Source organism: Ruegeria sp. CDSA034 (genome assembly GCF_059612275.1).
On sequence record NZ_JBXWQH010000019.1, the window covers coordinates 1 to 21,251 of the forward strand.

The 21,251-nt window shown below is 54.9% G+C and carries 19 protein-coding genes; 8 read left to right on the forward strand and 11 right to left on the reverse strand.

The genetic code is table 11. The features are described from left to right. The 5 genes from AC2FLJ_RS21615 to AC2FLJ_RS21635 all read right to left on the reverse strand — a co-directional run. A partial coding sequence (locus AC2FLJ_RS21615; RefSeq protein ID WP_496707596.1) for a phosphoenolpyruvate carboxylase occupies positions 1–1,767 on the reverse strand: 1,767 nt, incomplete at its 3' end. After that, entirely contained in the window at positions 1,767–2,738 is a 972-nt protein-coding gene (locus tag AC2FLJ_RS21620) for a 2-hydroxyacid dehydrogenase (RefSeq protein WP_282169679.1), read from the reverse strand. The genes AC2FLJ_RS21620 and AC2FLJ_RS21615, both read right to left, overlap by 1 nt. Further along, positions 2,738–3,628 (reverse strand): succinate--CoA ligase subunit alpha, encoded by an 891-nt coding sequence (sucD, locus tag AC2FLJ_RS21625; protein WP_496707598.1) that lies wholly within the window; start codon positions 3,626–3,628, stop codon positions 2,738–2,740. Before sucD ends, AC2FLJ_RS21620 begins: the two co-directional genes overlap by 1 nt. Then, complete coding sequence (locus tag AC2FLJ_RS21630) at positions 3,628–4,824, reverse strand: malate--CoA ligase subunit beta (protein ID WP_058273745.1); 1,197 nt, start codon at positions 4,822–4,824, stop codon at positions 3,628–3,630. The genes sucD and AC2FLJ_RS21630 overlap by 1 nt, the downstream gene beginning before the upstream one ends. 31 nt (positions 4,825–4,855) lie before the next feature. Beyond that, a complete protein-coding gene (locus AC2FLJ_RS21635; RefSeq protein WP_496707600.1) occupies positions 4,856–6,097 on the reverse strand; it encodes a pyridoxal-phosphate-dependent aminotransferase family protein in 1,242 nt (413 codons plus the stop codon). Between the two features lie 253 nt (positions 6,098–6,350). On the opposite strand from AC2FLJ_RS21635, the gene AC2FLJ_RS21640 reads away from it, so the two are divergent. Further along, positions 6,351–6,947, forward strand: a complete 597-nt coding sequence (locus AC2FLJ_RS21640) for a response regulator transcription factor (protein ID WP_082649293.1) — start codon at positions 6,351–6,353, stop codon at positions 6,945–6,947. A 278-nt stretch (positions 6,948–7,225) separates the two neighbouring features. Here the strand turns inward: AC2FLJ_RS21640 and AC2FLJ_RS21645 are convergent, their stop codons facing one another. Continuing rightward, positions 7,226–8,125 (reverse strand): LysR family transcriptional regulator, encoded by a 900-nt coding sequence (locus AC2FLJ_RS21645; protein WP_496707601.1) that lies wholly within the window; start codon positions 8,123–8,125, stop codon positions 7,226–7,228. Positions 8,126–8,248: 123 nt separating this feature from the next. Here AC2FLJ_RS21645 and cuyA point away from each other — a divergent pair, with 123 nt between their 5' ends. Together cuyA and cuyB are read left to right on the forward strand one after the other, a co-directional pair. Continuing rightward, positions 8,249–9,262: a D-cysteate sulfo-lyase gene (gene cuyA, locus AC2FLJ_RS21650; RefSeq protein ID WP_496707603.1), complete on the forward strand. Its 1,014-nt coding sequence runs from the start codon at positions 8,249–8,251 to the stop codon at positions 9,260–9,262. Positions 9,263–9,265: 3 nt separating this feature from the next. After that, positions 9,266–9,979, forward strand: a complete 714-nt coding sequence (cuyB, locus tag AC2FLJ_RS21655; RefSeq protein ID WP_496707605.1) for a cysteate racemase — start codon at positions 9,266–9,268, stop codon at positions 9,977–9,979. A gap of 44 nt (positions 9,980–10,023) precedes the next feature. Here the strand turns inward: cuyB and AC2FLJ_RS21660 are convergent, their stop codons facing one another. Then, positions 10,024–10,908 (reverse strand): LysR family transcriptional regulator, encoded by an 885-nt coding sequence (locus AC2FLJ_RS21660; RefSeq protein WP_496707606.1) that lies wholly within the window; start codon positions 10,906–10,908, stop codon positions 10,024–10,026. Positions 10,909–11,177: 269 nt separating this feature from the next. Between AC2FLJ_RS21660 and AC2FLJ_RS21665 the strand changes: the two genes are divergently transcribed. From AC2FLJ_RS21665 to AC2FLJ_RS21680, 4 genes are all read left to right on the forward strand, one after another. Next, a complete protein-coding gene (locus AC2FLJ_RS21665) occupies positions 11,178–12,143 on the forward strand; it encodes an ABC transporter substrate-binding protein (protein ID WP_496699941.1) in 966 nt (321 codons plus the stop codon). Between the two features lie 68 nt (positions 12,144–12,211). Beyond that, positions 12,212–13,267 carry a quaternary amine ABC transporter ATP-binding protein gene (locus tag AC2FLJ_RS21670; protein WP_496699940.1) on the forward strand — a complete coding sequence of 352 codons (1,056 nt, stop codon included), beginning with the start codon at positions 12,212–12,214 and terminating at the stop codon, positions 13,265–13,267. Continuing rightward, a complete protein-coding gene (locus tag AC2FLJ_RS21675; RefSeq protein ID WP_282119241.1) occupies positions 13,264–14,805 on the forward strand; it encodes an ABC transporter permease in 1,542 nt (513 codons plus the stop codon). The genes AC2FLJ_RS21670 and AC2FLJ_RS21675 overlap by 4 nt, the downstream gene beginning before the upstream one ends. Next, the gene (locus AC2FLJ_RS21680) at positions 14,802–15,524 is read left to right on the forward strand and encodes an alpha/beta fold hydrolase (protein WP_496699939.1); all 723 of its coding nucleotides are present in this window, start codon (positions 14,802–14,804) and stop codon (positions 15,522–15,524) included. The genes AC2FLJ_RS21675 and AC2FLJ_RS21680 overlap by 4 nt, the downstream gene beginning before the upstream one ends. A 289-nt stretch (positions 15,525–15,813) precedes the next feature. Here AC2FLJ_RS21680 and AC2FLJ_RS21685 read toward each other — a convergent pair whose 3' ends face one another. The 3 genes from AC2FLJ_RS21685 to AC2FLJ_RS21695 all read right to left on the reverse strand — a co-directional run bounded on the left by AC2FLJ_RS21685 (position 15,814) and on the right by AC2FLJ_RS21695 (position 18,803). Beyond that, positions 15,814–16,596, reverse strand: coding sequence for an ATP-binding cassette domain-containing protein (locus AC2FLJ_RS21685; RefSeq protein WP_496707609.1), 783 nt, complete (start codon positions 16,594–16,596; stop codon positions 15,814–15,816). Further along, on the reverse strand, positions 16,596–17,666 hold the full coding sequence (locus AC2FLJ_RS21690) for an ABC transporter permease (protein WP_109310884.1): 1,071 nt from the start codon (positions 17,664–17,666) through the stop codon (positions 16,596–16,598). Before AC2FLJ_RS21690 ends, AC2FLJ_RS21685 begins: the two co-directional genes overlap by 1 nt. Before the next feature lie 117 nt (positions 17,667–17,783). Further along, entirely contained in the window at positions 17,784–18,803 is a 1,020-nt protein-coding gene (locus AC2FLJ_RS21695; RefSeq protein ID WP_109311180.1) for a sugar ABC transporter substrate-binding protein, read from the reverse strand. 186 nt (positions 18,804–18,989) lie between these two features. On the opposite strand from AC2FLJ_RS21695, the gene AC2FLJ_RS21700 reads away from it, so the two are divergent. Next, positions 18,990–20,189, forward strand: coding sequence for an ROK family transcriptional regulator (locus tag AC2FLJ_RS21700; RefSeq protein ID WP_496707642.1), 1,200 nt, complete (start codon positions 18,990–18,992; stop codon positions 20,187–20,189). 100 nt (positions 20,190–20,289) lie between these two features. Here AC2FLJ_RS21700 and AC2FLJ_RS21705 read toward each other — a convergent pair whose 3' ends face one another. Next, positions 20,290–21,189, reverse strand: a complete 900-nt coding sequence (locus AC2FLJ_RS21705; RefSeq protein ID WP_496707612.1) for a hypothetical protein — start codon at positions 21,187–21,189, stop codon at positions 20,290–20,292. Between the last annotated feature and the right edge of the window lie 62 nt (positions 21,190–21,251).

The following is a 21,251-nucleotide window of genomic DNA, read 5'->3' on the forward strand; positions in this document are numbered from 1 at the left end:
TGCCCGGCCTGTGGGGGCACCACCCCGGCTGACAGAACCACCACGTCCGTGAAAAAACGCGGCACTAAATCCCTGCGACGCAAGTGCTGTAACGATCCGGCGCTGCGCACGGTCCAGTTCCCAGGTCGAACAGAAATATCCGCCATCTTTGCCGCTGTCGGAGTATCCCAACATCACCTCGATCACATTGCCACCTGACTTAAGGCTGCGGCGGGCAAGCGGAACATCCAGAACATCCAGCAGAATTGCTGAGGCGTTGCGCAGATCACCGATCGTCTCGAACAGCGGCACCACAGAAATATCAAGTGTCTCTGATCCGAACCCGGCATAGCGGGCGAGAAGATAGACACCCAGGATGTCGTCTGCCGAGCGTGTCATCGACAAGATGAATGGTCCGACAGCTTTGGGATCCGGCCCTGTTCGAACAGCGTGCATAAGGGCTAGTAAGGCTAGTAATTCCTGCGCCTGATCACTCAACCCGTCACGCTGAGGATACTGCAGGTTCTGGTCTGCCAACTCGGTGCGCAGACGGGTCGACCATTCGGGTGTTCCGTATTTGGGCGCAGGTTCGAATGCAGACCAGATTTCTGCCAGAACGCTAGTCGTCACAGTCGAATTCTGCCGTATGTCCAAGGTTGTGGTACGCAACCCGAATACGGTTGCCGCCCGGCGAAGAGGTCGGATATGCCGCCTTGTTAGAATATCGGCGTTTACTGCACAAAGCGCCTCATCAAGCGCGTCGAGATCACACTCGAACTGCGAGATATGCTGATAACCGGCACTTGTCAGTCTTTGGCGGACGGCATTCAGGGCCTGCCGAAACGGTTCGTTCGGGTTGCGGTCATTCTTGGGTGCGCGGTTGATAATTGCCTGCAACCGTTCACCGTGAGGTTCGGTCAGTGGTAGGATCAGGGCGCTAATGCTCAGTTTTTGCGCGGCTTTATCAAGAGCCTGACAGTAGAGATCAATCGCTGTCTCGCGCCCACGTTGCAGAGCCAGTTTGGTCATCTCAGAGGTTACATTCGGGTTGCCGTCCCGGTCACCGCCAATCCAGCTATGAAATCGGACATTGGGCGTCACATTTAAAGTCTTACCCAAAACCTGCATACAGGCGTGATCGAACCGGTCGATGACCTGTGGTACAGCATCGAATATTGCGTCGCGGAAAAATTGCAAACCCCATTCGATCTCGTCACGTAAACTGGGACGTGACAAGCGTAATTCTCCGGTCATCCATAGTAGGTCGATCTCGCCTTCCAGATCATTCAACAATGTTGAACGTTCAATTGGCGTCCAGCGCTGAGATTCGAGGCTGACCAGGATACGATAAATCCGGCGGTGAATTTCAAGAACGGTGACGCGTTTGGCTTCGGTCGGATGAGCCGTTAGCGTGGGGCCAGTCATTAAACTACCTGCCAACTTTTCGGTTTCCCCAACACTCAGATTAAGGTCCGACAACACTTCGGCAAATCCACCTGCAACCGCTCGGGCACCTTTTTGGGTTTCGATTTGTCGACGATCCCGCACATCTGCGTTTTCGTCGATGATGCGCAAAAGCTGAAACCAGATCGACAGGGCCTGCAAATACGGGATTGCGGCCTGGCCAGTTGGAATGGGGGGCAGCGGCTTGGCTTCGGCCCAAGAAGCGACATGTGGCGCCCTTTTCAAAAGGATGTTTCGCCATAGCGTGCGCAATTCAGTCCGAAGACCGTCCGCATACGCGGAAGGTGGAAGGGACAGCTGGGTATCCTGAGCCAACGCTTGCATCAGATCACTTTGTCTCTTGGATTTTTGCCATTGAAGAAATCATTGAGGTTTTCAATGACGCGGAACCCCATAGCTTCGCGTGCTTCTTTAGTCGCGCTTCCGAGATGTGGCAGCATGACGAGGTTGTCACATTGCAGCAGGTCCGAGCTAATGCGGGGCTCGCCGTCAAATACATCCAGCGCCGCGCCGCCAATTGTGTCGAACATCAGGGCCTGGATCAGGGCGTGTTCGTCGATGACCTCGCCGCGCGCGGTGTTGATCAGGAAGGCGTCGGGTTTCATCAAGTCGAGTCTTCGACCGTTGATCAGGTGCCGGTTTGCGGCCCCTCCGGGGCAGTGCAGCGAGACGAAGTCGCATTGCGGCAACAGCTCATCGACAGTATCCACCTGAGTGGCATTGCACTTGGCTAAAACGTCGGGCGCCACCTGGCTGCGATTGTAAATAACGACATCCATACCAAAGCCATGATGGGCGCGGCGGGCCATTTCCTGCCCGATGCGGCCATAGCCGATGATGCCCAGGGTCTTACCGCTGACCTTGGTGCCGACCAGATGCGTGGGCCGCCAACCGGTCCAGTTTCCGGCGCGCAGCTCGCGTTCGCCTTCGCCTGCGCGGCGCGCTACCATCAGCAATAAGGTCATTGCGATATCGGCGGTACATTCAGACAGAACGTCAGGCGTGTTTGTCACGGTCATGCCAAGTTCGCGGGCTGAGGGCTCGCAAATGTGGCTATACCCGACCCCGTAATTGGCCAGAATTTTGGTCTGTGCTGCGGGGACGTCCAGCGCCTCGGCGCTGAGCGTATCGGTAACGGTGGGCAGCACCGCGTCATAGTGTTTCAGGGCGTCGCGGATTTCAGCCGGGGACATCGGAGTATCCCCGGTATTGAGTACGGTGTTGTAGTCTTCGGCCAGTCGCGCCTCGACGGCGGCGGGCCAGCGACGGGTGACAAGGACTGAAGGTTTGGTCATCACGCAGCCTTTCCCATGACGCGGGCAATGGTTTCGCCAATCACCGCCGGGTTTTCAGCAACGGTCACCCCCGCCGCCGACAAGATTTCAACCTTCTCGGAGGCACTTTCGCCAAAGGCCGAGATGATCGCACCAGCATGACCCATAGTCCGACCTTTGGGCGCGGTCAGACCTGCAACATAGGCGACGACGGGCTTGGTTATGTTGTCGCGGATGTATTCTGCGGCCTCGGCTTCCTGCGGGCCGCCGATCTCGCCGATCATGGCAATGACTTCGGTATCCTTGTCCTGTTCGAACCGCTCAAGGATATCGCGGAACGAAGACCCGTTGATCGGGTCGCCACCGATCCCGACACTGGTTGAGACTCCGATGCCGTGTTCTTTCAGCTGGGCTGCGGCCTCATAGCCGAGCGTGCCGGATCGACCGATAATGCCGACATTGCCGGGCAGGTAGATATGGCCTGGCATGATCCCCAGCAGAGCCTTCCCGGGGCTGATGGTGCCCGCGCAGTTGGGTCCGGTCAGCACCATGCGCTTGTCTTTGGGATAGCGGTACATGTACCGCTTGACCCGGATCATGTCCTGCGCCGGGATACCGTCGGTGATGCAGACGCAATAGCGGATACCCGCATCTGCGGCCTCCATGATGGAATCGGCGGCAAATGGTGGCGGCACGAAAACAAGGCTGGCATCGGCACCGGTGGACTCGACAGCTTGTTTTACGGTGTCAAAGACCGGCACGCCCTCGACGGTCTCGCCGCCCTTGCCGGGGACAACGCCGCCGACGACATTAGTGCCATAGTCCAGCATGTCCTTGGTATGGAACCGTGCCATTCGTCCGGTAATGCCCTGAACGATAACACGGCTGTCGCGATCCAGAAGAATGCTCATTAGACAGCCCTCATCTTGGTGTTTTGGGTCAGATCGTTTTGCCACGCGCCAACAGCGCGTTCGGCGGCTTCCATCAGGGTGGTGGCGCGGATGATCGGCAATCCGGATTTGGCCAGGATTTTTTGACCTTCCGCGACATTGGTGCCGGCCAGCCGCACGATGACAGGGATTTCAAGCTCAAGTTCGCGTAGCGCCTGTACGACGCCCTCTGCGACCCAGTCACAGCGATTGATCCCGGCGAATATGTTGACCAGCACCGCCTGCACGTTCTTGTCTGACAGGACCAGACGAAAGGCCTTGGCCACACGTTCGGGTGAGGCGCCACCGCCGATGTCCAGAAAGTTCGCAGGTTCGCCCCCCGCCAACTTGATCGTATCCATCGTGGCCATGGCCAGCCCGGCGCCGTTCACGATACAGCCGATATTGCCGTCAAGACCGACATAAGACAGGCCGCGATCCGCAGCGCGACTTTCGCGCGGGTCTTCCTGGCTTTTGTCGCGTAACTCTGAGATCTGCGGATGCCGGAACAATGCGTTGTCGTCAAAGCTCATCTTGGCATCCAGCGCCAGAACCCGATCGTCACCGGTGATGACCAGCGGGTTGATCTCGACCATGGTGGCGTCCAGATTGCTGAAGGCGGCGTAGCAGCCCTGTAGCGTGCGCACCATTTGCTGAACCAATTTCGCCTCAAAACCCAGTTGAAATGCGATTTCGCGCGCCTGGAATTCCTGCAGGCCCACGGCCGGTTCGACGATCGATCGCACGATGCTGTCGGGGCGTTCGGCCGAGATATCTTCGATTTCCATGCCGCCTTCCGACGAGGCCACGATCATCACCCGCTGGCTGGAGCGATCCAGCACGAAGCCCAGATAAATCTCGCGATCAATCGGCACGGCGGATTCAACGTAGACACGGTAGATGCCCTTGCCTTCGGGACCGGTTTGATGCGTAACCAACCTGCGTCCGAACATCTCGTCACAGGCTTCATGGATTTCGTTCTCGGTGTTGCACAGTTTGACACCTCCGGCTTTTCCTCGGCCTCCGGCATGGACTTGAGCCTTCACGATCCAACGATCGCCCCCCAGCTCGCGCGCCCGATATGCCGCTTGTTCGGGACTGTAGGCCAGCGCACCCGAAGGTACGGCGACACCAAAATTCGAAAGAACCTCTTTCGCCTGATATTCGTGAATATCCATCTGCAATCTTCCTCCCGTTCATGCAGTGCGGTCAGGCCGCGATCGACGTGCCGTAGCGGCTTTCCAGCAGCGCTTCGATGGCTTCAAAATCCACTGTGCCGCCCAGTTCGCGGATCGCCTCGCCAAACAGTTTTACGATACGGCTGATCGACTGATGGTTCAGTTGGTTCAGGATGCCGATGCGCACCTGTACCGGGGCGCTGAGTGTCGGCCAGATGCCAAAGCCACGCGCGCGGCAGTTCTGTACCAATTCCATTTCGCGGCCAGCCAGTTCTGTGGGCAGGTTCAGCACTACGAGGCTTGGCATGTCCGAAGTGACATCGCAGCCCATCGCGGTGACGGCGTCACGCAGGACGGCCTCATGCGTTTTGTAGGAATGCGCGCGTTTAGCCAGCCCTTCCTGCAAGGTCAGACGCAGAGATTCATGGAACGCGGCGACGGCATAGCCCGAATGGGTCCGGTGATAGGTGCCTTTCTCAACATCCTGACCGTCGACAATGCCCCAATGGCGGGCCTCGAAAATCGGGTTGTGGACGTAAGAGTAAGCACCGGTTGTCTTCAGCGCCTCGATAAAGGCGTCGGTAAAGCTGACAGGCGCATAGGTCAGGGGCAGGCAGCATAGGCCTTTTTGCGGGCACGAAGCCCAGCCTGCGATGCCGGGGAAATCGTCGATACGAAAGTCTGCAACACCCAGCGAAGACACGGCATCAATCAGACCCATGGTGCCATGATTTTCACACGCATCCGAGAATCCCTGTACATCGTTGACACGGCCGGAACCGGTTTCCCAATGCGCCATGAAAGCCCATTTTGGCTTGTGTTCGGCCAATGCGACCTCGACCATCTCACCGGTCACGGGCTGGCCATGCGGGATTTCGATCACGGTGACGCTGGCCGCAATGGGATCAAGTGGATTGGCGGCATGTTCTTCAGGTGTGGCTGCCTTAATCCGAAGGGTCAGCGCGTCAATGCCGGAAAAGGTGCCATTGGTGAACGCAACCACCTTGTCGCCAGGCATAACGGCCGAGAACATAGTGTCCAGCGCGCTCCATCCGGTGCCCGCAACCGCGAAGGTATAGGTATTGTCGGTGCCCCAGATTTTGCGCAGCATGTGCTTGCATTCGATCATACCGCGCAGGACGTCACCCTGCATGTGATCCGCAACACCCGCATTTGCAAAGGCATGCAGAACGCGGGCATCGGTATTGCCTGGTCCGGGTCCCGCAGCCAGTGTTTCCGGAATTTCGAGCGTCGGGTAGATTTGAAACGTCATTGGCGATCCTCCTCGGCGACGGGGTCCGTAATGCGCCCCGTCTGTCGCGTTACCGAAAAGAAAAGCCGATCCTTGCGTCAGGGCGCAACGTAACTTACTACTGCTTTAGGGTAGCTATTTGGGTGGGGAAAAACCTACCCATTCTGGCAAATATACCGATGTATACCGGAATCCTTCCTACCCAACATGGTAGTTCTTGGGTAAATTAGGTGGAAAATCAATGCTCGACACAACGCCCCCTCCGATCGACATTATGCTCGCCAACAACAATTCTCTCGTCCTCTCGGCGATGTCCGAAATCTTTGAGAGAGACAAACGATTCTCGTTGGTGGCGACATCTGCAACTGCCGAAGGTTTCCTTGGGGCAGTCATGCGTGTGCCGGTAAAGGTCTGTGTGGTGTCCTGGGAGCTGCCAGCTTTGGGTGCAGCCAAACTGATCGAAGTGCTGCGCGAACAGGAAAATGCACCGCGTTTTGTGGTCTATGGTGATGAGGCAGGTGATGTCCCACGTCTGGCCATGCAAGCAGGCGCCGCAGGGTTTGCACCTCGTTCCGGTGAGGTTGAAGGCCTGCTGGAGACATGCGTTGATGTTGCCAAAGGTAAGATGGTTTTCCCTTTCATCGATGTACGCACGGTGCAACATAGTCCTCTTCAGACCTTGTCGCGCAAGGAGCGGGCTATCCTTGAGGCACTGTCGAAGGGAATGTCCAACCGGGAACTGTCAAAAGAGTTACAGATTTCCACCAATACCGTGAAATTTCACCTCTCGAATATCTATGAAAAACTGTCAGTTAGAAACCGGGCGCAAGCCATCGCTTATTACTATTCAGCCAAATCTTCTTCAGATTAGGCTCGTAGGTATTGTGTCGAGACAAATAGAAAAACCTGCTCATTGCAACAAGGATGAACACCCGCTCCAATTGTGCTTGAACGTTCAAACCGAATTGGACTGGACGTTCAGCTATCTCATGAAACGTCCAACGTAGCTTTGGCCAAAAGCGCGTAGGCGACCCAGAATGAGGTCGACCGAGTAACGTGTTGCAAGAGAGTGCCCTTGCGCAACATCATGAATACGTCGTCGGTCAATATCAGCGCTCAGATGAAGCCTGTCACATCATTTCTTCGTTCTTATGATGATCGAATGCTCTGCAATTGCCTGGCTAGACGTTGCCATACTTGCTCATTGAATTCTGACTGCACTGCAGCCAATCGGACCATTCTGATTGTAAGTTCTTGTGCAGGCAGAGCATCGTCAACGCGTACAAGCTGCCCCTCTGCAAGCGGATTGGCGGCCAAAGAATAGGGCAACCACGCAACGCCGATTCCATCCAGGGCATATTGCAGCATCGCGAGCGTCAGTGCGGTCTCTGCTCTGGAGATGATTGTAATATGCTCAGGCAATCGCGGCGCGACCAATCGGGAAAACACTTGCCCAAGGAAGACATCAGGCGGGTAGACTATCGCGGGAACGGTCTCGCCAACCAATTCCTCACGCATTGCAGGCGCGCAAACTGGGATCAGAATATCTGTGCCAATCGTCTTGGCCTCAAACGCGTTTTCGAGATCTCGCGCACTGCCACCGGAAATAGTGTACATGATCGCGAAATCGACTTCTTTTGAGATCAGCTGCAACAGACATTCGTCCTGATTTCCCGATTGGACCCGCACCGAGATAGCGTCATTTTCGGTCAATGTGCGGACTACTTTTGGCGAAACGGTTGTAGTGAGAGCATGTTGGCACACAAGAGACAGAGACTTGTTGGCCCTATCACTCGCTGTTTTCAAAGTATGACGTAGTTTGTGCAACCGCGTACTCAGCTCACGCAGCTCAGGCTCCAAAGCCTGAACACCCGGCATCAGAGATACGGGTTTGCGACGGCGATCAAATAGGGTCGCACCGATACTGTCTTCGATAAGCCGTACCCGGCGGGTAAAGGCAGATTGGGTCAGCAACCGCTTGTCCGCAGCGCGGGCCAAAGATCCGCTGTCCAAAACGGCCAATATGTCATCGATCCATTCCAAACGCATGAGAACCAGTTTACTGCAACGCTCAGTAATATGCAAACTTTGCAACATAGAAGCCAAATTTCGAATTAGCGGAGCCGTATCTCACATTGTAAATTGACGGAAACCAATATTAGGAGCCATGTTATGCATCTCGCCCGCTTCCCCCGCCTTCACCTGGCTCATCTTCCGACACCGCTTGAACCGATGAAACGGTTGTCGAAAGAACTGGGTGTCGAGATCTGGATCAAGCGTGACGATTGCACCGGCATGTCAACAGGCGGCAACAAAACCCGCAAGCTGGAATTCCTGATGGCCGAGGCGGAAGCGCAGGGCGCGGATATGGTCATGACGCAAGGAGCCACGCAAACTAACCACGGTCGTCAAACCGCAGCCTTTGCCGCCAAGCTGGGACTTGATTGCCATATCCTTCTGGAAGATCGCACCGGATATCAGGACGGAAACTACAACACGAACGGGAACGTGCTGCTGGATCATTTGCACGGCGCGACGACCGAGAAATATCCCGGTGGTCACGATATGGCGGGCGAAATGGAAAAGGCCGCCGAGAAAAAACGGACAGAGGGCCGTAATGTCTATGTCATTCCCGGCGGTGGATCGAACCCGACCGGGGCACTTGGCTATGTGAACGCAGCCTTTGAGCTTTTGGGGCAAGCCAATGACAGTGGTTTGCGAATTGACCGGTTGGTACACGCAACAGGTTCCTCGGGAACGCAGGCTGGGTTGGTGACAGGAATGTGCGCCATGAATGCGCAGGTACCGGTGCTGGGTATCGGTACAAGAGCGCCTCAACCAAAGCAGGAACAGATGGTTTATGATCTCGCCTGCAAAACAGCCGAAAAGCTGGGTTGCTCAGGCGTGGTAAAGCGCGAGGACGTGATGGCCAATACCGACTATGTGGGCGAGGGCTATGGCCTTCCGACCGAAAGTGGCATCGAGGCGATTGAGATGTTTGCCGAGCTTGAGGGCATTCTTCTGGACCCCTGCTACTCTGCCAAGGGCGCCGCGGGCTTAATCGACCTGGCCCGCAAGGGTGAATTCAATGACCAGCGGATCGTTTTCCTGCACACTGGAGGTGCGGCGGCCCTGGGTGGGTATGATTTTGCATTCGACCACAAAAACCGATGGGTGAATATCTGAGCAATGACATTGCGCCCAGTTGGCATTCTAGGTGGCATGGGTCCCGAGGCCACCATCCTCCTCCAGCGTAAGCTGGTGGAGGCCGTGCCGGTAAGTGATGACCGCGATCACATCCCGCTTCTGATTGATATGAACCCGCAGGTGCCGTCGCGGATTGATCATCTGATTGAGGGGAAGGGCGAAGACCCGGGACCGACGCTTGCCGCAATGGCACGCCGTCTTCAGGGCGCTGGCGCCGCCGCGCTGGCAATGCCATGCAACACGGCGCATCACTATGTCGACGCGATCACGGATGCAGTGACCGTTCCTTTGTTGAATATGGTGGAACTGGCTGCGGATCATGCTGTCATTGAACTGGGGGCCGGTGGATGCGTTGGCGTGCTCGCCTCACCCGCAGTGCGCCGTACCCGCCTTTTCGAAACGGCATTGCAAGCCCGCGGGCTATCGATTGTCTGGCCAACGGATAGTGACAGGCTGCTGACGGCGATCCGCAGAATTAAGGTCAACGGTCCAAGTGATGACGCGCGCGAAACACTGCGAACGGCCTCAATTGCATTGGCCAAAGCGGGGGCAGATCTGCAACTTGTCGCCTGCTCAGAATTCTCGCTTATTGCCGATGGCGTCGCGGATGAGGTCAAATCAGCGGACACGATTGATTTGCTGGTCCACGCGATCATTGAGTTTTCTCAAATAGGCTATCTTAGCGACGCAGACTAGAGAACTCGCCGCGTACAGTAGCAGCTCGCTTTGGAAGATTGACGTCACAAACGTTCCCAAAGCTGGAGCGCGATTTGATCAAAGCCGGATGGATTGGAAAAGGCTGAAATTGTCAACGTCGCGCTCCACGCATCATCACCGACTGGCACTAGCAAGCCTTGATCAAGTTCTGCTGTAATTGCCGTTTCGGGCATCCAGGCAACGCCGCTTCCTGTCATCAATCGCCGCTTAATGGTCTCGACAAGGCTGTCGACATAGATCGTCTCGGTATTCAGGGATTTCCGATCAATGGTGTTTTCTACGACCATTCCCAGAAACGAAGACCGGTCATAGGCAAGATAGGGGATTGGCGGGCCGTCCTGTCGTGCAAGATCCCATCCCATAGTGCGCGCTGGTTCAACAGCCGCCACCGGCACCAGACGATCCTTTACCAGATCCTTACGTTCAAATGCGGCCTCATCAATCATTGGCGAGACTGAATGATGATAATAACAAAGCAGGATATCCACCGCGCCTTCGATCAAAAGATCACAACATGTGCTTAAGGAATCAGATAAGACACGTGTGCGTAATTCGGGGATTTGCCTCTGCAACTCGTCTATCCGGGTTGCCAGAAAATTAACGGCTATGGTGTGAAGAACCGAAAACCTGATGAACCGGCTATCGCCGCGATCGGCATCCCGTAACGATTGGCGCGATTCCGATAACTGAGACATGGCCGCCAGAGCAACAGGCAGGAACTGTTGACCGGCCTCTGTCAGCTGAACAGGGTAAGTCGCTCGGTTGACCAGGGGCAATCCAACCCAACTTTCCAAAGCTTTGATTCTACGGCTGAATGCGGATTGCGTGATGTTTCTTTCGTCGGATGCGCGGGTGAAATTCAAGGTCCGGGCAAGACATTCAAAGTCACGTAGCCAATTCAGGTCCAATGTGTGCTCCAACATGTCAACAGACGTGCTAGGCCAGCATAACGCAAACTATGCAAAGAATGAATAGTTTGATGAAATGTTTGAATTGGCTCTGAGAAAAGCTCTTGATCTAGACTTCAGGACAGGGTCTGGCGGTTGGTCTTCTTTATTTCCTTCCGTCCGATGTTGCAGCCAAAAGGATATTGGCTCGACCCTATTGCGCAATAGGAAAGTCGAACGACGGAAAAAACGACGCCGAAACACGGCGCATTTCAACAGAGGAGAAGACCATGAGAACCAATCTGAAAACGCTGGGAATCGCAGCCGCGGTCAGCATTTATGCGATGCCGGCTTTCGCAGCCGAAGAGGTCAAAATAGGTGTGCCATCCTGGACCGGCGCGCAGGCCATTGCACACGTGCTGGGTGCGGTGGTGGAAATGCGTATCGGCGGCAAAGTTGAATATGTGCCCGGCAACAACGCCACGATTTTTCAGGCGATGGATCAGGGTAAGGGCGATATCGACGTGCACCCCGATGTTTGGCTGCCCAACCAAGAAAGCTTTACCAAGAAATATGTAGACGAAGCGGGCACAGTAACCCTGTCGTCGAACCCCTATGAAGGCAATCAGGGTTTCTGCGTTAGCAAGGATTTTGGTGAAGCCAACAATATCACCGATATTGCAGATTTAGGCCGTCCCGATGTTGCCGCGCTGATGGACAGTGATGGCAACGGAAAGGGTGAAATGTGGATCGGAGCGCCGGGTTGGGCTTCGGCCAATGTGAACGAAGTCAAAACCCGCGACTACGGTCTGCTTGATTTCATCGAGCCGGTCCGCGCTGAGGAAAGCGTGAAGACCGCGCGGATCAAGGATAGCATCGCCAAAGGCGAAGGCTATGCCTTCTACTGCTACAAGCCACATGCGGTCTGGTACATGTTCGACGTGCAAATGCTGAGCGAGCCGACTTTCGACCCGGCAAAATACGTGATGGTTCAGCCCTCGGACGATCCGGATTGGTACAGCAAATCCAGCGTTGCGACCAAAGACGCGCTTAAGAACGTTCAGATCGCGTGGTCCAACACATTGCCGGACCGTTCTCCGGCAGTTGCTGACTTTTTTGCGAATTTCGCCCTGACGGCGGACGATGTTAGCGGTTTTGCCTATGAAATCAGCGGTAAAGGTCGTGATCCGGCAGAAGTTGCCCGCGAATGGGTCGAGGCGAACCCGGATCGCGTGGACGCCTGGCTGGGTCTCTGATCCCACTTCCAGAAAAAAGGGTGGCGCCAATTGGTGGCGCCACCCAAGCACAGTTCTCTGGGGGACACATGAACGACGATACCGTTATTGAAATCTCGAATGTCTGGAAGATATTCGGGGGCAGGCCCGAGGTGGCGCTGCAGGCGATCCGCGACCGTGGGTTGGACAAGTCCCAAGTGCTGGCCGAATACAACTGTGTTGTCGGCGTCGCTGATGTCAGCCTTTCGGTAAACCGGGGTGAGATTTTTTGCATCATGGGTCTGTCAGGCAGCGGTAAATCCACCCTGGTTCGCCATTTCAACCGACTGCTGGAGCCGACTGCTGGTAAGATCGAAATCGAAGGCACTGATGTCATGGCCTTGGGGCCAAAAGAGCTTCAGCAGTTTCGCAACAACAAAATCGGTATGGTGTTTCAGAACTTTGCACTGATGCCGCATCGGTCGGTGTTGGATAACGTGGCAATGCCACTGGAAATCCGGCAGGTCAGCAAGAATGAACGCATGCGTCAGGCTGCTGCTATTCTCGATATTGTCGAACTGGGTGCCTGGGGATCAAAGTTCGCACACGAGCTGTCCGGTGGCATGCAACAACGTGTGGGCCTGGCTCGCGCGCTGGCAGCCAACCCGGATGTTCTTTTGATGGACGAGCCGTTCTCGGCCCTTGATCCTTTGATCCGGCGGCAATTGCAGGATGAATTTATCCGCCTGAGCAAGATCCTGAAAAAGACCACGATCTTCATTACACACGACCTAGATGAGGCGGTCCGCATCGGCAATCGGATCGCGATCATGCGCGATGGAAAGGTGGTGCAGATCGGAACAGCCGAAGACATCGTCATGAACCCCGCTGATGACTATGTGGCTGATTTCGTTGCGGGTATTTCACGCCTCAAAGTGGTGCGCGCCCATGCGGTCATGCGGCCAATTCCAGAACATATAGCGGCCCATGGGCCGCTATCGGCGGATGCCCCGCGCGTGAATGAAGGCGAAAATCTGAGCACGCTGATAAATCTGGCAATCGACAACAGCAGCGCAATCCTTGTGGAGGACGGAGGCGTGGATGTTGGCGTCATAACCCGTGCCGATCTGTTGCGCACCGTGATCGAAGGGACCGAAGTGTCATGAGCCTTTCTGATGTGAACCCGTTGGAAGATACCGAAAGCGAAGCGGCCCTTGCTTATGCCGAAGAGCGGCGTGAAAACATTCGCACCTTTGTGCGCACCAGCCCTGACTACTACATCCGCAATTTCGACAAGATTGGTGCGTCGTCCCGCTTTACGCCAACTTTCAATCTGATGGCCGGATTGTTTGGTCCGGTCTGGTTCGGCGCGCGGGGTCTGTGGTCATGGGCGTTACCATTTCTGATCCTCGAAACAATAGCATTTGTGCAGATTGCGCGAGGACTGTTCGGCGATCTGGCAGCTGAGGCAATGGAGCGTATTGCATCGATTGAAGGGACGCTTGAACTGCGTCGTCAGCAATTGGCGGCGGCTATCGAAAACAACTCGGACAAGATCGATGTCTATCAGCGAACGGTGGACTCGCTTGAAGAAAACATAGGGGGTATCCGTGCCGAGGCCGAGGCGATGGCCGCTGAAGGTCCTTACATCATTCTGACCGGCCTGATCATACTGATCATCGTCAAACTGATACAGTCTCAGGTGGCGAACTGGGCGCTTGAGGCACGTTTCTCGGAATGGTTATCAGACCGTTCGATACGCTCGGCCATGCCGGTATCGCAGATTGTGTTCAGCGCGATCTTCATGGCGCTGATCGTCGCCGCAGCGATGATGCACTACAGTTTCCCCGGGCGCTTTTCGCTGCTTAGCCATTTCCCGACAGACCCAAACATCCGCCTGACCAGTATCACGTGGGTGGAAGATTTCATCGCCTGGTGCGTACGCAACAGCGAGGCTTTTTTTGACGGGCTGACATTCGGAATCCGCACTTTGCTGGATGCGCTAGAAGTCATACTGGTCCAGACGCCATGGATCGTGATCGCGAGCCTGATCATTCTGCTGACCTGGCTGACCGCTGGCATTAGCACGGCGATCTATTCAGGCGCATTTCTGGCCTATATGGGCCTCTTGGGTTTCTGGGAAGGTGCCATGACCACGCTGGCCTTGTTGGGGACAGCGGCGTGTTTGTCTATTGTCATTGGTATTCCGCTGGGCATGTTTGCTGCACGTCGCCCACGGTTCTATGCGTTCATCCAGCCGATCATGGATTTCATGCAAACCATGCCGGCCTTTGTCTTCATGGTCCCCGTGATCGCGTTCTTTGGTGTCGGCAAGCCGGCGGCGGTCGTGGTCACCATGATCTTCGGCGGCACGCCAGTGGTGCGCCTGACCGTTCTGGGCTTGCGCGGTGTGCCCGAAAGCGTGCGCGAAGCGGCGATCAGCTTTGGCGCCAATAAGTGGTATCTGCTGACCAAAGTTGACCTACCGCTGGCAAGCCCGTCTATTCGGGCCGGTATCAACCAGACAATCATGCTGTCACTGGCAATGGTTGTCGTGGCTTCGTTGATCGGTGCTAAAGGGTTGGGCGAGGACGTTCTGGAAGCGTTGCAGTACGCGAATGTTGGCCAAGGTATCCTTGCAGGGTTCTCAATCCTGTTCTGTGCCATGATCCTGGATCGCATCGTGCAGGGCGGCCGGAAATGACACCCGTTGTATTTATCCATGGGTTCCTGGGCGGCAGTCGGCAATGGCAAGGGCAGGTCGATGCGTTGGCAGGTTACGATGTCGTCACGCTGGACTTGCCAGGGTTTGGTGAAAATGCGCAGCTTGATGCCCTCAGCAGCATCTTGGGTTTTGCTGATTGGGCGCTGAATGAGTTGAAGATGCGTGGCATCGAGAAATTTCACCTGGTTGGGCACTCGATGGGCGGAATGGTCGTACAGGAAATGATTGCCCGCGCACCCGAGCGTGTGGACCGTTTGGTTCTTTATGGCACGGGTTCTGTGGGTGTGCTGCCTGGGCGGTTTGAAACCATTGATACCTCAAAAACGCGCGCCTGCGCAGATGGACCGCAAGCGACGGCCCGACGGATTGCTGCAACCTGGTTTCTCGAGCGGGAACGGGCTGTGACCTATGAAGATTGTGCCGCGATAGCGGAGCAAAGCAGCCTGAAAGCCATACTCACGGGTTTGGATGCGATGCATTCCTGGAGCGGTGCTGAAAGCCTGTCGGCGATCCAGGCCAAAACGCTGGTTCTTTGGGGGGATCGTGATCGTACCTACCCATGGAGCCAGACTGAAAAACTGTGGCAGTCCATTCCAAACGCCAATCTTGCGGTGATACCAGAATCTGCACATGCGACACATCTGGAAAAAGCCGGACTATTCAACGGAGTATTAAGTGATTTTTTTGGTGCCTGCTGACCTATCGTGACCAAAGTAACCAAGCAATAAATGAAATTCTGCTGAAGATTTGGTAATACACGAGATTAATCGTCACCGGGGCAGCTGTGCAGTGAAACAATGTCTACTCTGAAAAATTGCATAGATCTGTTTTGGTCAACGTGTGTTTCGGGTATCTTCGTGGGCCAGAAGTTGATGTAACAACACAACTTCCCAGGCAAGCAGGTGTTCCTAAGCGACGCCTGAGTGTCAAATTCTCGTGAATTGTTACAGACTTTCATTTCACAAACGCGCATTGCGTCGCGTTCGTTTAAGCGGCGTCCTCCTCCGGTGGTTCTTTGGCTCCGGTCATGAAAGCCACGGCGTCGGACATCGTGTAGTCCTTGGGATCAATCGTGCAGAGCCTTTTGCCCAGCCGGTGCACATGTATGCGATCAGCGACTTCGAAGACGTGCGGCATGTTGTGGCTGATTAGTATGATCGGAATGCCACGTGCCCGCACATCCTGAATAAGTTCGAGAACTTTCCGGCTCTCTTTCACCCCCAACGCAGCCGTCGGTTCATCCATGATAATGAACTTGGTTGCAAAGGCTGCGGCGCGGGCGACGGCCACGCCTTGGCGCTGTCCACCAGACAGAGTCTCGACCGTCTGATTGATGGATTGAACGGTCATCAGGCCAAGCTCGGTCAGTTTTTCACGGGCGAATTTTTCCATCGCGGGGCGATCAAGCTGACGTAAATATTTGCCCATGAATCCCGATTTCCGGATCTCACGCCCCATGAACATGTTGTCCGCAATCGACAGGGCAGGAGACATGGCAAGTTGCTGATAAACGATCTCAATCCCCATGTTCCGGGCGTCGATCGGTGAGGTGAAGTTCACCTTCTTCCCTTCGATCAGAACATCGCCCTCATCCGGGATCGTGGCGCCGCAGATGGCTTTGACGATGGATGATTTGCCTGCACCGTTGTCACCGATAACCGCGAGTATTTCACCCTGACGCAGTTCAAAATCGGAATGGTCTATGGCGGTCACATGTCCATAGCGTTTGACGATCCCACGGCCCTGGACGACTGGGGTAGTGTCTGACATTAGCCCGATACCTTTCTGATCCACTGGTCGACCGCGACCGCTGCGATGATGAGAAGTCCGATAAGAAGGAAGGTCCACTGCGCATCCGCGCCCAACAGCCTCAGACCTAAGGTGAACACGCCAACGATCAGTGCGCCAAACAGCGACCCCAGAATGGATCCGCGCCCGCCGAAAAGGGAGATGCCGCCGATCACGACCGCTGTGATGCTTTCGATATTGGCCAATTGGCCAGATGTTGGTGAGACTGATCCGATGCGGCCGATCAAAGCCCAGCCGGCAAAGGCACAGATCAAACCGGATAGCATGTAAACAGACATGAGTGTTCTGTGGACGTTAACGCCGGATAGCTCGGCTGCTTCCGGATCGTCGCCCACAGCATAGACGTGTCGCCCCCAGGCTGTGTGTTTAAGCGCGTAGGCCAATACAAAGATCAGGACGAGCATGAATAGGACGCCAACAGTGAATGTTGCACCGCCGATGCTGAATTTGGTGCCGAAAAATTGCAGAAATGGGGCGTTTGCCTCGATATCCTGGCTGCGTATCGTCTCGTTTGCGGAATACAGGAAATTTGTTGCGAGAATGATCTGCCACATTCCAAGCGTGACGATGAATGGGGGAAGTTTGACGCGGCTGACAAGCCAGCCGTTGAGAGCACCGATCAGGGTTCCGACGCCAAGTCCGCACATGACTGCGATAGGCACCGGTATGCCGTATCGGAACGAGAATTGTCCCATGATAACAGAAGAAAAAACCATGATCGCGCCCACACTCAAATCAATGCCTGCGGTCAGAATGACGAGGCTCTGTGCGGCGGCCACGATACCGACGATCTGAACTTGTTGCAGGATCAGGGTCATTGCGAAGGGTGAAAAGAATTTTGACCCTAAAAGCAGGCCAAAGATCAAAATCGCTCCGACCAGAACGATCAGAGGTACGAGGGACGGGTTGACGTGAAGCAGATGCTGAAGCTTGCCCAGCACACCACGCCGAGGATCGTCAAACTCTGCCACAGTGTCGGTTCGACTGGTGGCAGTTTCAAATTCTTGGGCGCTTTGGTTCGCTTCGGACATATCTCCCCCTTTTCGTGGCTGGCTTCGTGACCACGAAATCAGCTTACAGGAAGTTTCAGTTTGCTGGTGAAAGGAATGGTAAGGCGCCCTTGCGCGCCTCACCTGATAGGTCTGCGTTTAACCCCAGCAGAGCTCCAAACCTTCTGCGACCGAAATTGACTCCACGCCGTCAACGGGTTGATCGGTGATTAGAGCAACACCGGTGTCGTAGAAGTCTTTTCCGGGTGTATTTTCCGGCTTCGTCCCTTCGTCGGCCCATTTTTTGACGGCCTCAACCCCCAATGACGCCATCAAAAGCGGGTATTGCTGGCTTGTGGCCCCGATGACTCCGGCCTGTACGTTCTGTACGCCGGGGCAGCCGCCGTCGACCGAAACGATCAGCACGTCATTTTCACGTCCGATGGATTTCAAAGCCTCGTACGCGCCCGCCGCTGCGGGTTCATTGATCGTGTGAACTACGTTGATCGCTGAATCCTTGGCCAGAAGGTTCTCCATGGCACGGCGCCCACCTTCCTCGTTGCCGTCGGTCACGTCACTGCCGACCAGACGTGCATCCGTTTCGTCGCCAATAACATTGGGATCCGCCAGCTCCACGCCAAAGCCCTCAAGGAATCCTTGGTTGCGCAAAACGTCCACAGTTGGTTGGCTGACATTCAAGTCTAGCGTCGCGATCTTTGCGTCCGCGGCAGCATCGCCCATCTTGGCCTTTGCCCATTGTCCGATAAGCAACCCGGCCTTGTAGTTGTCCGTCGCAAATGTGGCGTCGGCTGAATCAATCGGGCTGAGGGGTGTGTCCAGCGCGATTACCAACACACCGGCGTCTCGCGCTTGTTTAACGGCGGGTACGATTGAACTTGTGTCGGATGCCGTAAGAAGAATTCCTTTTGCACCGTCGAGGATGCAGGTTTCAATGGCCTGAACCTGGGTCTCGTGGTCACCATCGATTTTACCGGCAAAAGCTTTCAGCGTCATGCCAAGCTCTTCGGCCTTGGCTGTCGCACCTTCTTTCATTTTCACAAAGAAGGGGTTGGTGTCGGTCTTAGTGATCAGGCAGACGGTTTCCCCGGCAGCGTGAGCAGATGCAGCACCAAACGTGAGAACGGTCGCAGATGCGGCTAGCTTGAGTAGACTTCTCATATTCTCCTCCCAGAAAATTGTTGTGGCCCCGCGCGGCGCGCCGGCAAGACTCGCCTCCATCCCTTAATGAAGGTCCTGTTCAAGAAACTGTGATTCTGGCCTTCCTGTCAATAAATAAATAAAGTTTATTTATTAATTTGCCCGAGCGTCTTTTCATAAGAAAACAAGGTGGTTATGTTCAGGGATATGGAGAAAGAGGCGCTAAAAATACTGACCGGCGGAGTAAGCCAAAGCGGTGTTCGCGATCACAATGAACGTCTGATTTTAACGGTTTTACAACGACATGGACCGACAGCAGGTGCCGACGTCGCGCGGCTGACGGGCCTGTCCCCACAGACCGTATCAATCATTTTGCGCAAGCTCGAAAAGGACGAGATTCTCAAGCGTGGAACTCCTCTGCGTGGAAGGGTTGGTAAACCGTCGGTTCCCATGGAGCTGAACCCGGAAGGCATCCTGTCAGTCGGGATGAAGATCGGTCGGCGCAGCGCCGATCTGCTTTTGATCGACTTCACCGGCAAGCCCCGCCAACAGATTTCAACGACCTACGATTATCCGCTGCCCGAGGCCGTGTTCGGGTTTCTGGAAACAGGTTTGGAAACGCTTCTGGTCCATGAACCCCAAAAACTTCGCGATCGCGTGTGCGGGATTGGAATTGGAACTCCATTCGAGCTTTGGAAATGGCATGATTTGTCGGGGCTGGCGGCCAAGAAATTCAGCTCTTGGAAAAACGTGAACTTCTTCTCCGAGGTAGCCAAGTTCAGCGACCTACCGGTTTTTGTCGTCAATGATGCAACGGCCGCTTGCCACGCCGAGCACCTCTATGGCCGCGGGGCTGAATATCGCGATTATTTCTACTTCTTCATCGGTTCGATGATCGGCGGCGGGGTTGCATTGAATGGCACTGTGTTCGAAGGCAATCAGGGAAATGCTGGCGCGTTGGGTGCGATGCGCACCACAGGGCCATTGGGCGAAAGCCAGCAATTGATCGATAGCGCTTCGCTGTTTTTGCTTGAGGACAGGCTGATCGAAGCGGGTGTTGATCCGGGTATTCTTTGGAAATCGCCACAGGATTGGAGCAGCATTTCCAGGTATGTCGAACCATGGATTGGCACGACTGCACAGGAATTAGCCAAGGCCGCGCTTTCAATTTGTGCTGTCATCGACTTTGAGGCCATTTTCATAGACGGCGCGTTTCCGACGAATGTGCGGGAGGAACTGGTCTCACGCGTGCGCCGCTATCTGGTTAATCAAGACAAACGCGGATTGATCCCACCAGTTGTCGAAGCCGCAGCGGTTGGAAAAAACGCCCGCGGTATTGGGGCGGCCAGCAGCCCAATTTTCCGCCAGTTTTTATTGAACACGAATGCAGGGCTTTCTGGGATGTAACCGAAGTCCACGTGCTTGTTTCGCGCACGGTCAAGGACTTGGGTGCCAAGTCTGGGAAACATTATTGGTCAGGAATCGCGGCCGCAATACAGGATCAAAACTAAGCGAAGACTTTGGCCACGTCATCGCTAGTTTCTTTTTCACGCGCCAGCATAAAAGCGATGCTTGTCAGTCCGAAAACAATAAATGGCAGCATCAGCAGATTTTCTAGCTTTGGGTATACGGCGTCAATTTCTGACAAACGTTCGAACAGATGTGTGTGAAAGACCAATGCCCGAGTGGTGAGCTTTATGATGAAGATCGCTGTTACAACGACAAAAAACTGCAGAACAATATTCCAAGTTCTGACGGGTTTCCCAAAATCTGCCACGCTAAGCCGCGATGAACCAAGTACAACTGCAAAAAACCACATGACGATGGAACATTTTACCGTAATCGGTGTTGTCGGGCTATTTAGAACAAAGATTGACCCCAAGATTATTCCACTGGTGGTAAATGCAAAAACAGCAGCGAGCGCGCGGGCAGAAAAATGAACTTTGCGCAGCGCGGTTAAATCGTCGGATACATCTTCATCAGGCATCGGCCAGAGCGCATGAAGGCTGCCCATAATGCCCAGACAGATGTACAAAGCTCCACATCCCAATGCGAGAACCGCTGCCACGTGGGCTGGAACCAGCCAAGCCACCAAGGGTGCGTTAAATGCGACCGCCCCTTTCAAAGTGATCATGACACCGCCGAACAGGCATACTGCAACCTGAATTAAGATATGTCGGGCCTTATAGGGCGCGACGATCTTTTCGTTCAATCCGGGTACGCTCAATAATGCGAGGATGGCGACAAGGCCGGCAACCGTGAAATAGGGAACAATGCCCAGATCGGATCTGGTATTCCAATCAAGCTGTTGCACCAGGTACCACACTGACAGTGCGACGGTCAAAGTGGTGATAGCGATGACAATTCTCAGCAATAAACGATGAGCTATTAGGATTAACCAATTCATAGGTGGGGCTTATTCGGGAAACTTGGCTAAACTGCGACGATTTTGTTTCTTTGCAGCGCGAC

Bases quoted from the DNA above. Each gene is read 5' to 3' on its own strand.
- AC2FLJ_RS21685 (WP_496707609.1), bottom strand. From the start codon at position 16,596: ATGTCAGACACTACCCCAGTCGTCCAGGGCCGTGGGATCGTCAAACGC.
- AC2FLJ_RS21670 (WP_496699940.1), top strand. From the start codon at position 12,212: ATGAACGACGATACCGTTATTGAAATCTCGAATGTCTGGAAGATATTC.
- AC2FLJ_RS21645 (WP_496707601.1), bottom strand. From the start codon at position 8,125: ATGCGTTTGGAATGGATCGATGACATATTGGCCGTTTTGGACAGCGGA.
- AC2FLJ_RS21705 (WP_496707612.1), bottom strand. From the start codon at position 21,189: ATGAATTGGTTAATCCTAATAGCTCATCGTTTATTGCTGAGAATTGTC.
- cuyB (WP_496707605.1), top strand. From the start codon at position 9,266: ATGACATTGCGCCCAGTTGGCATTCTAGGTGGCATGGGTCCCGAGGCC.
- AC2FLJ_RS21640 (WP_082649293.1), top strand. From the start codon at position 6,351: ATGCTCGCCAACAACAATTCTCTCGTCCTCTCGGCGATGTCCGAAATC.
- AC2FLJ_RS21665 (WP_496699941.1), top strand. From the start codon at position 11,178: ATGAGAACCAATCTGAAAACGCTGGGAATCGCAGCCGCGGTCAGCATT.
- AC2FLJ_RS21630 (WP_058273745.1), bottom strand. From the start codon at position 4,824: ATGGATATTCACGAATATCAGGCGAAAGAGGTTCTTTCGAATTTTGGT.
- AC2FLJ_RS21700 (WP_496707642.1), top strand. From the start codon at position 18,990: ATGGAGAAAGAGGCGCTAAAAATACTGACCGGCGGAGTAAGCCAAAGC.
- cuyA (WP_496707603.1), top strand. From the start codon at position 8,249: ATGCATCTCGCCCGCTTCCCCCGCCTTCACCTGGCTCATCTTCCGACA.
- AC2FLJ_RS21690 (WP_109310884.1), bottom strand. From the start codon at position 17,666: ATGTCCGAAGCGAACCAAAGCGCCCAAGAATTTGAAACTGCCACCAGT.
- AC2FLJ_RS21620 (WP_282169679.1), bottom strand. From the start codon at position 2,738: ATGACCAAACCTTCAGTCCTTGTCACCCGTCGCTGGCCCGCCGCCGTC.
- AC2FLJ_RS21635 (WP_496707600.1), bottom strand. From the start codon at position 6,097: ATGACGTTTCAAATCTACCCGACGCTCGAAATTCCGGAAACACTGGCT.
- AC2FLJ_RS21680 (WP_496699939.1), top strand. From the start codon at position 14,802: ATGACACCCGTTGTATTTATCCATGGGTTCCTGGGCGGCAGTCGGCAA.
- AC2FLJ_RS21675 (WP_282119241.1), top strand. From the start codon at position 13,264: ATGAGCCTTTCTGATGTGAACCCGTTGGAAGATACCGAAAGCGAAGCG.
- sucD (WP_496707598.1), bottom strand. From the start codon at position 3,628: ATGAGCATTCTTCTGGATCGCGACAGCCGTGTTATCGTTCAGGGCATT.
- AC2FLJ_RS21695 (WP_109311180.1), bottom strand. From the start codon at position 18,803: ATGAGAAGTCTACTCAAGCTAGCCGCATCTGCGACCGTTCTCACGTTT.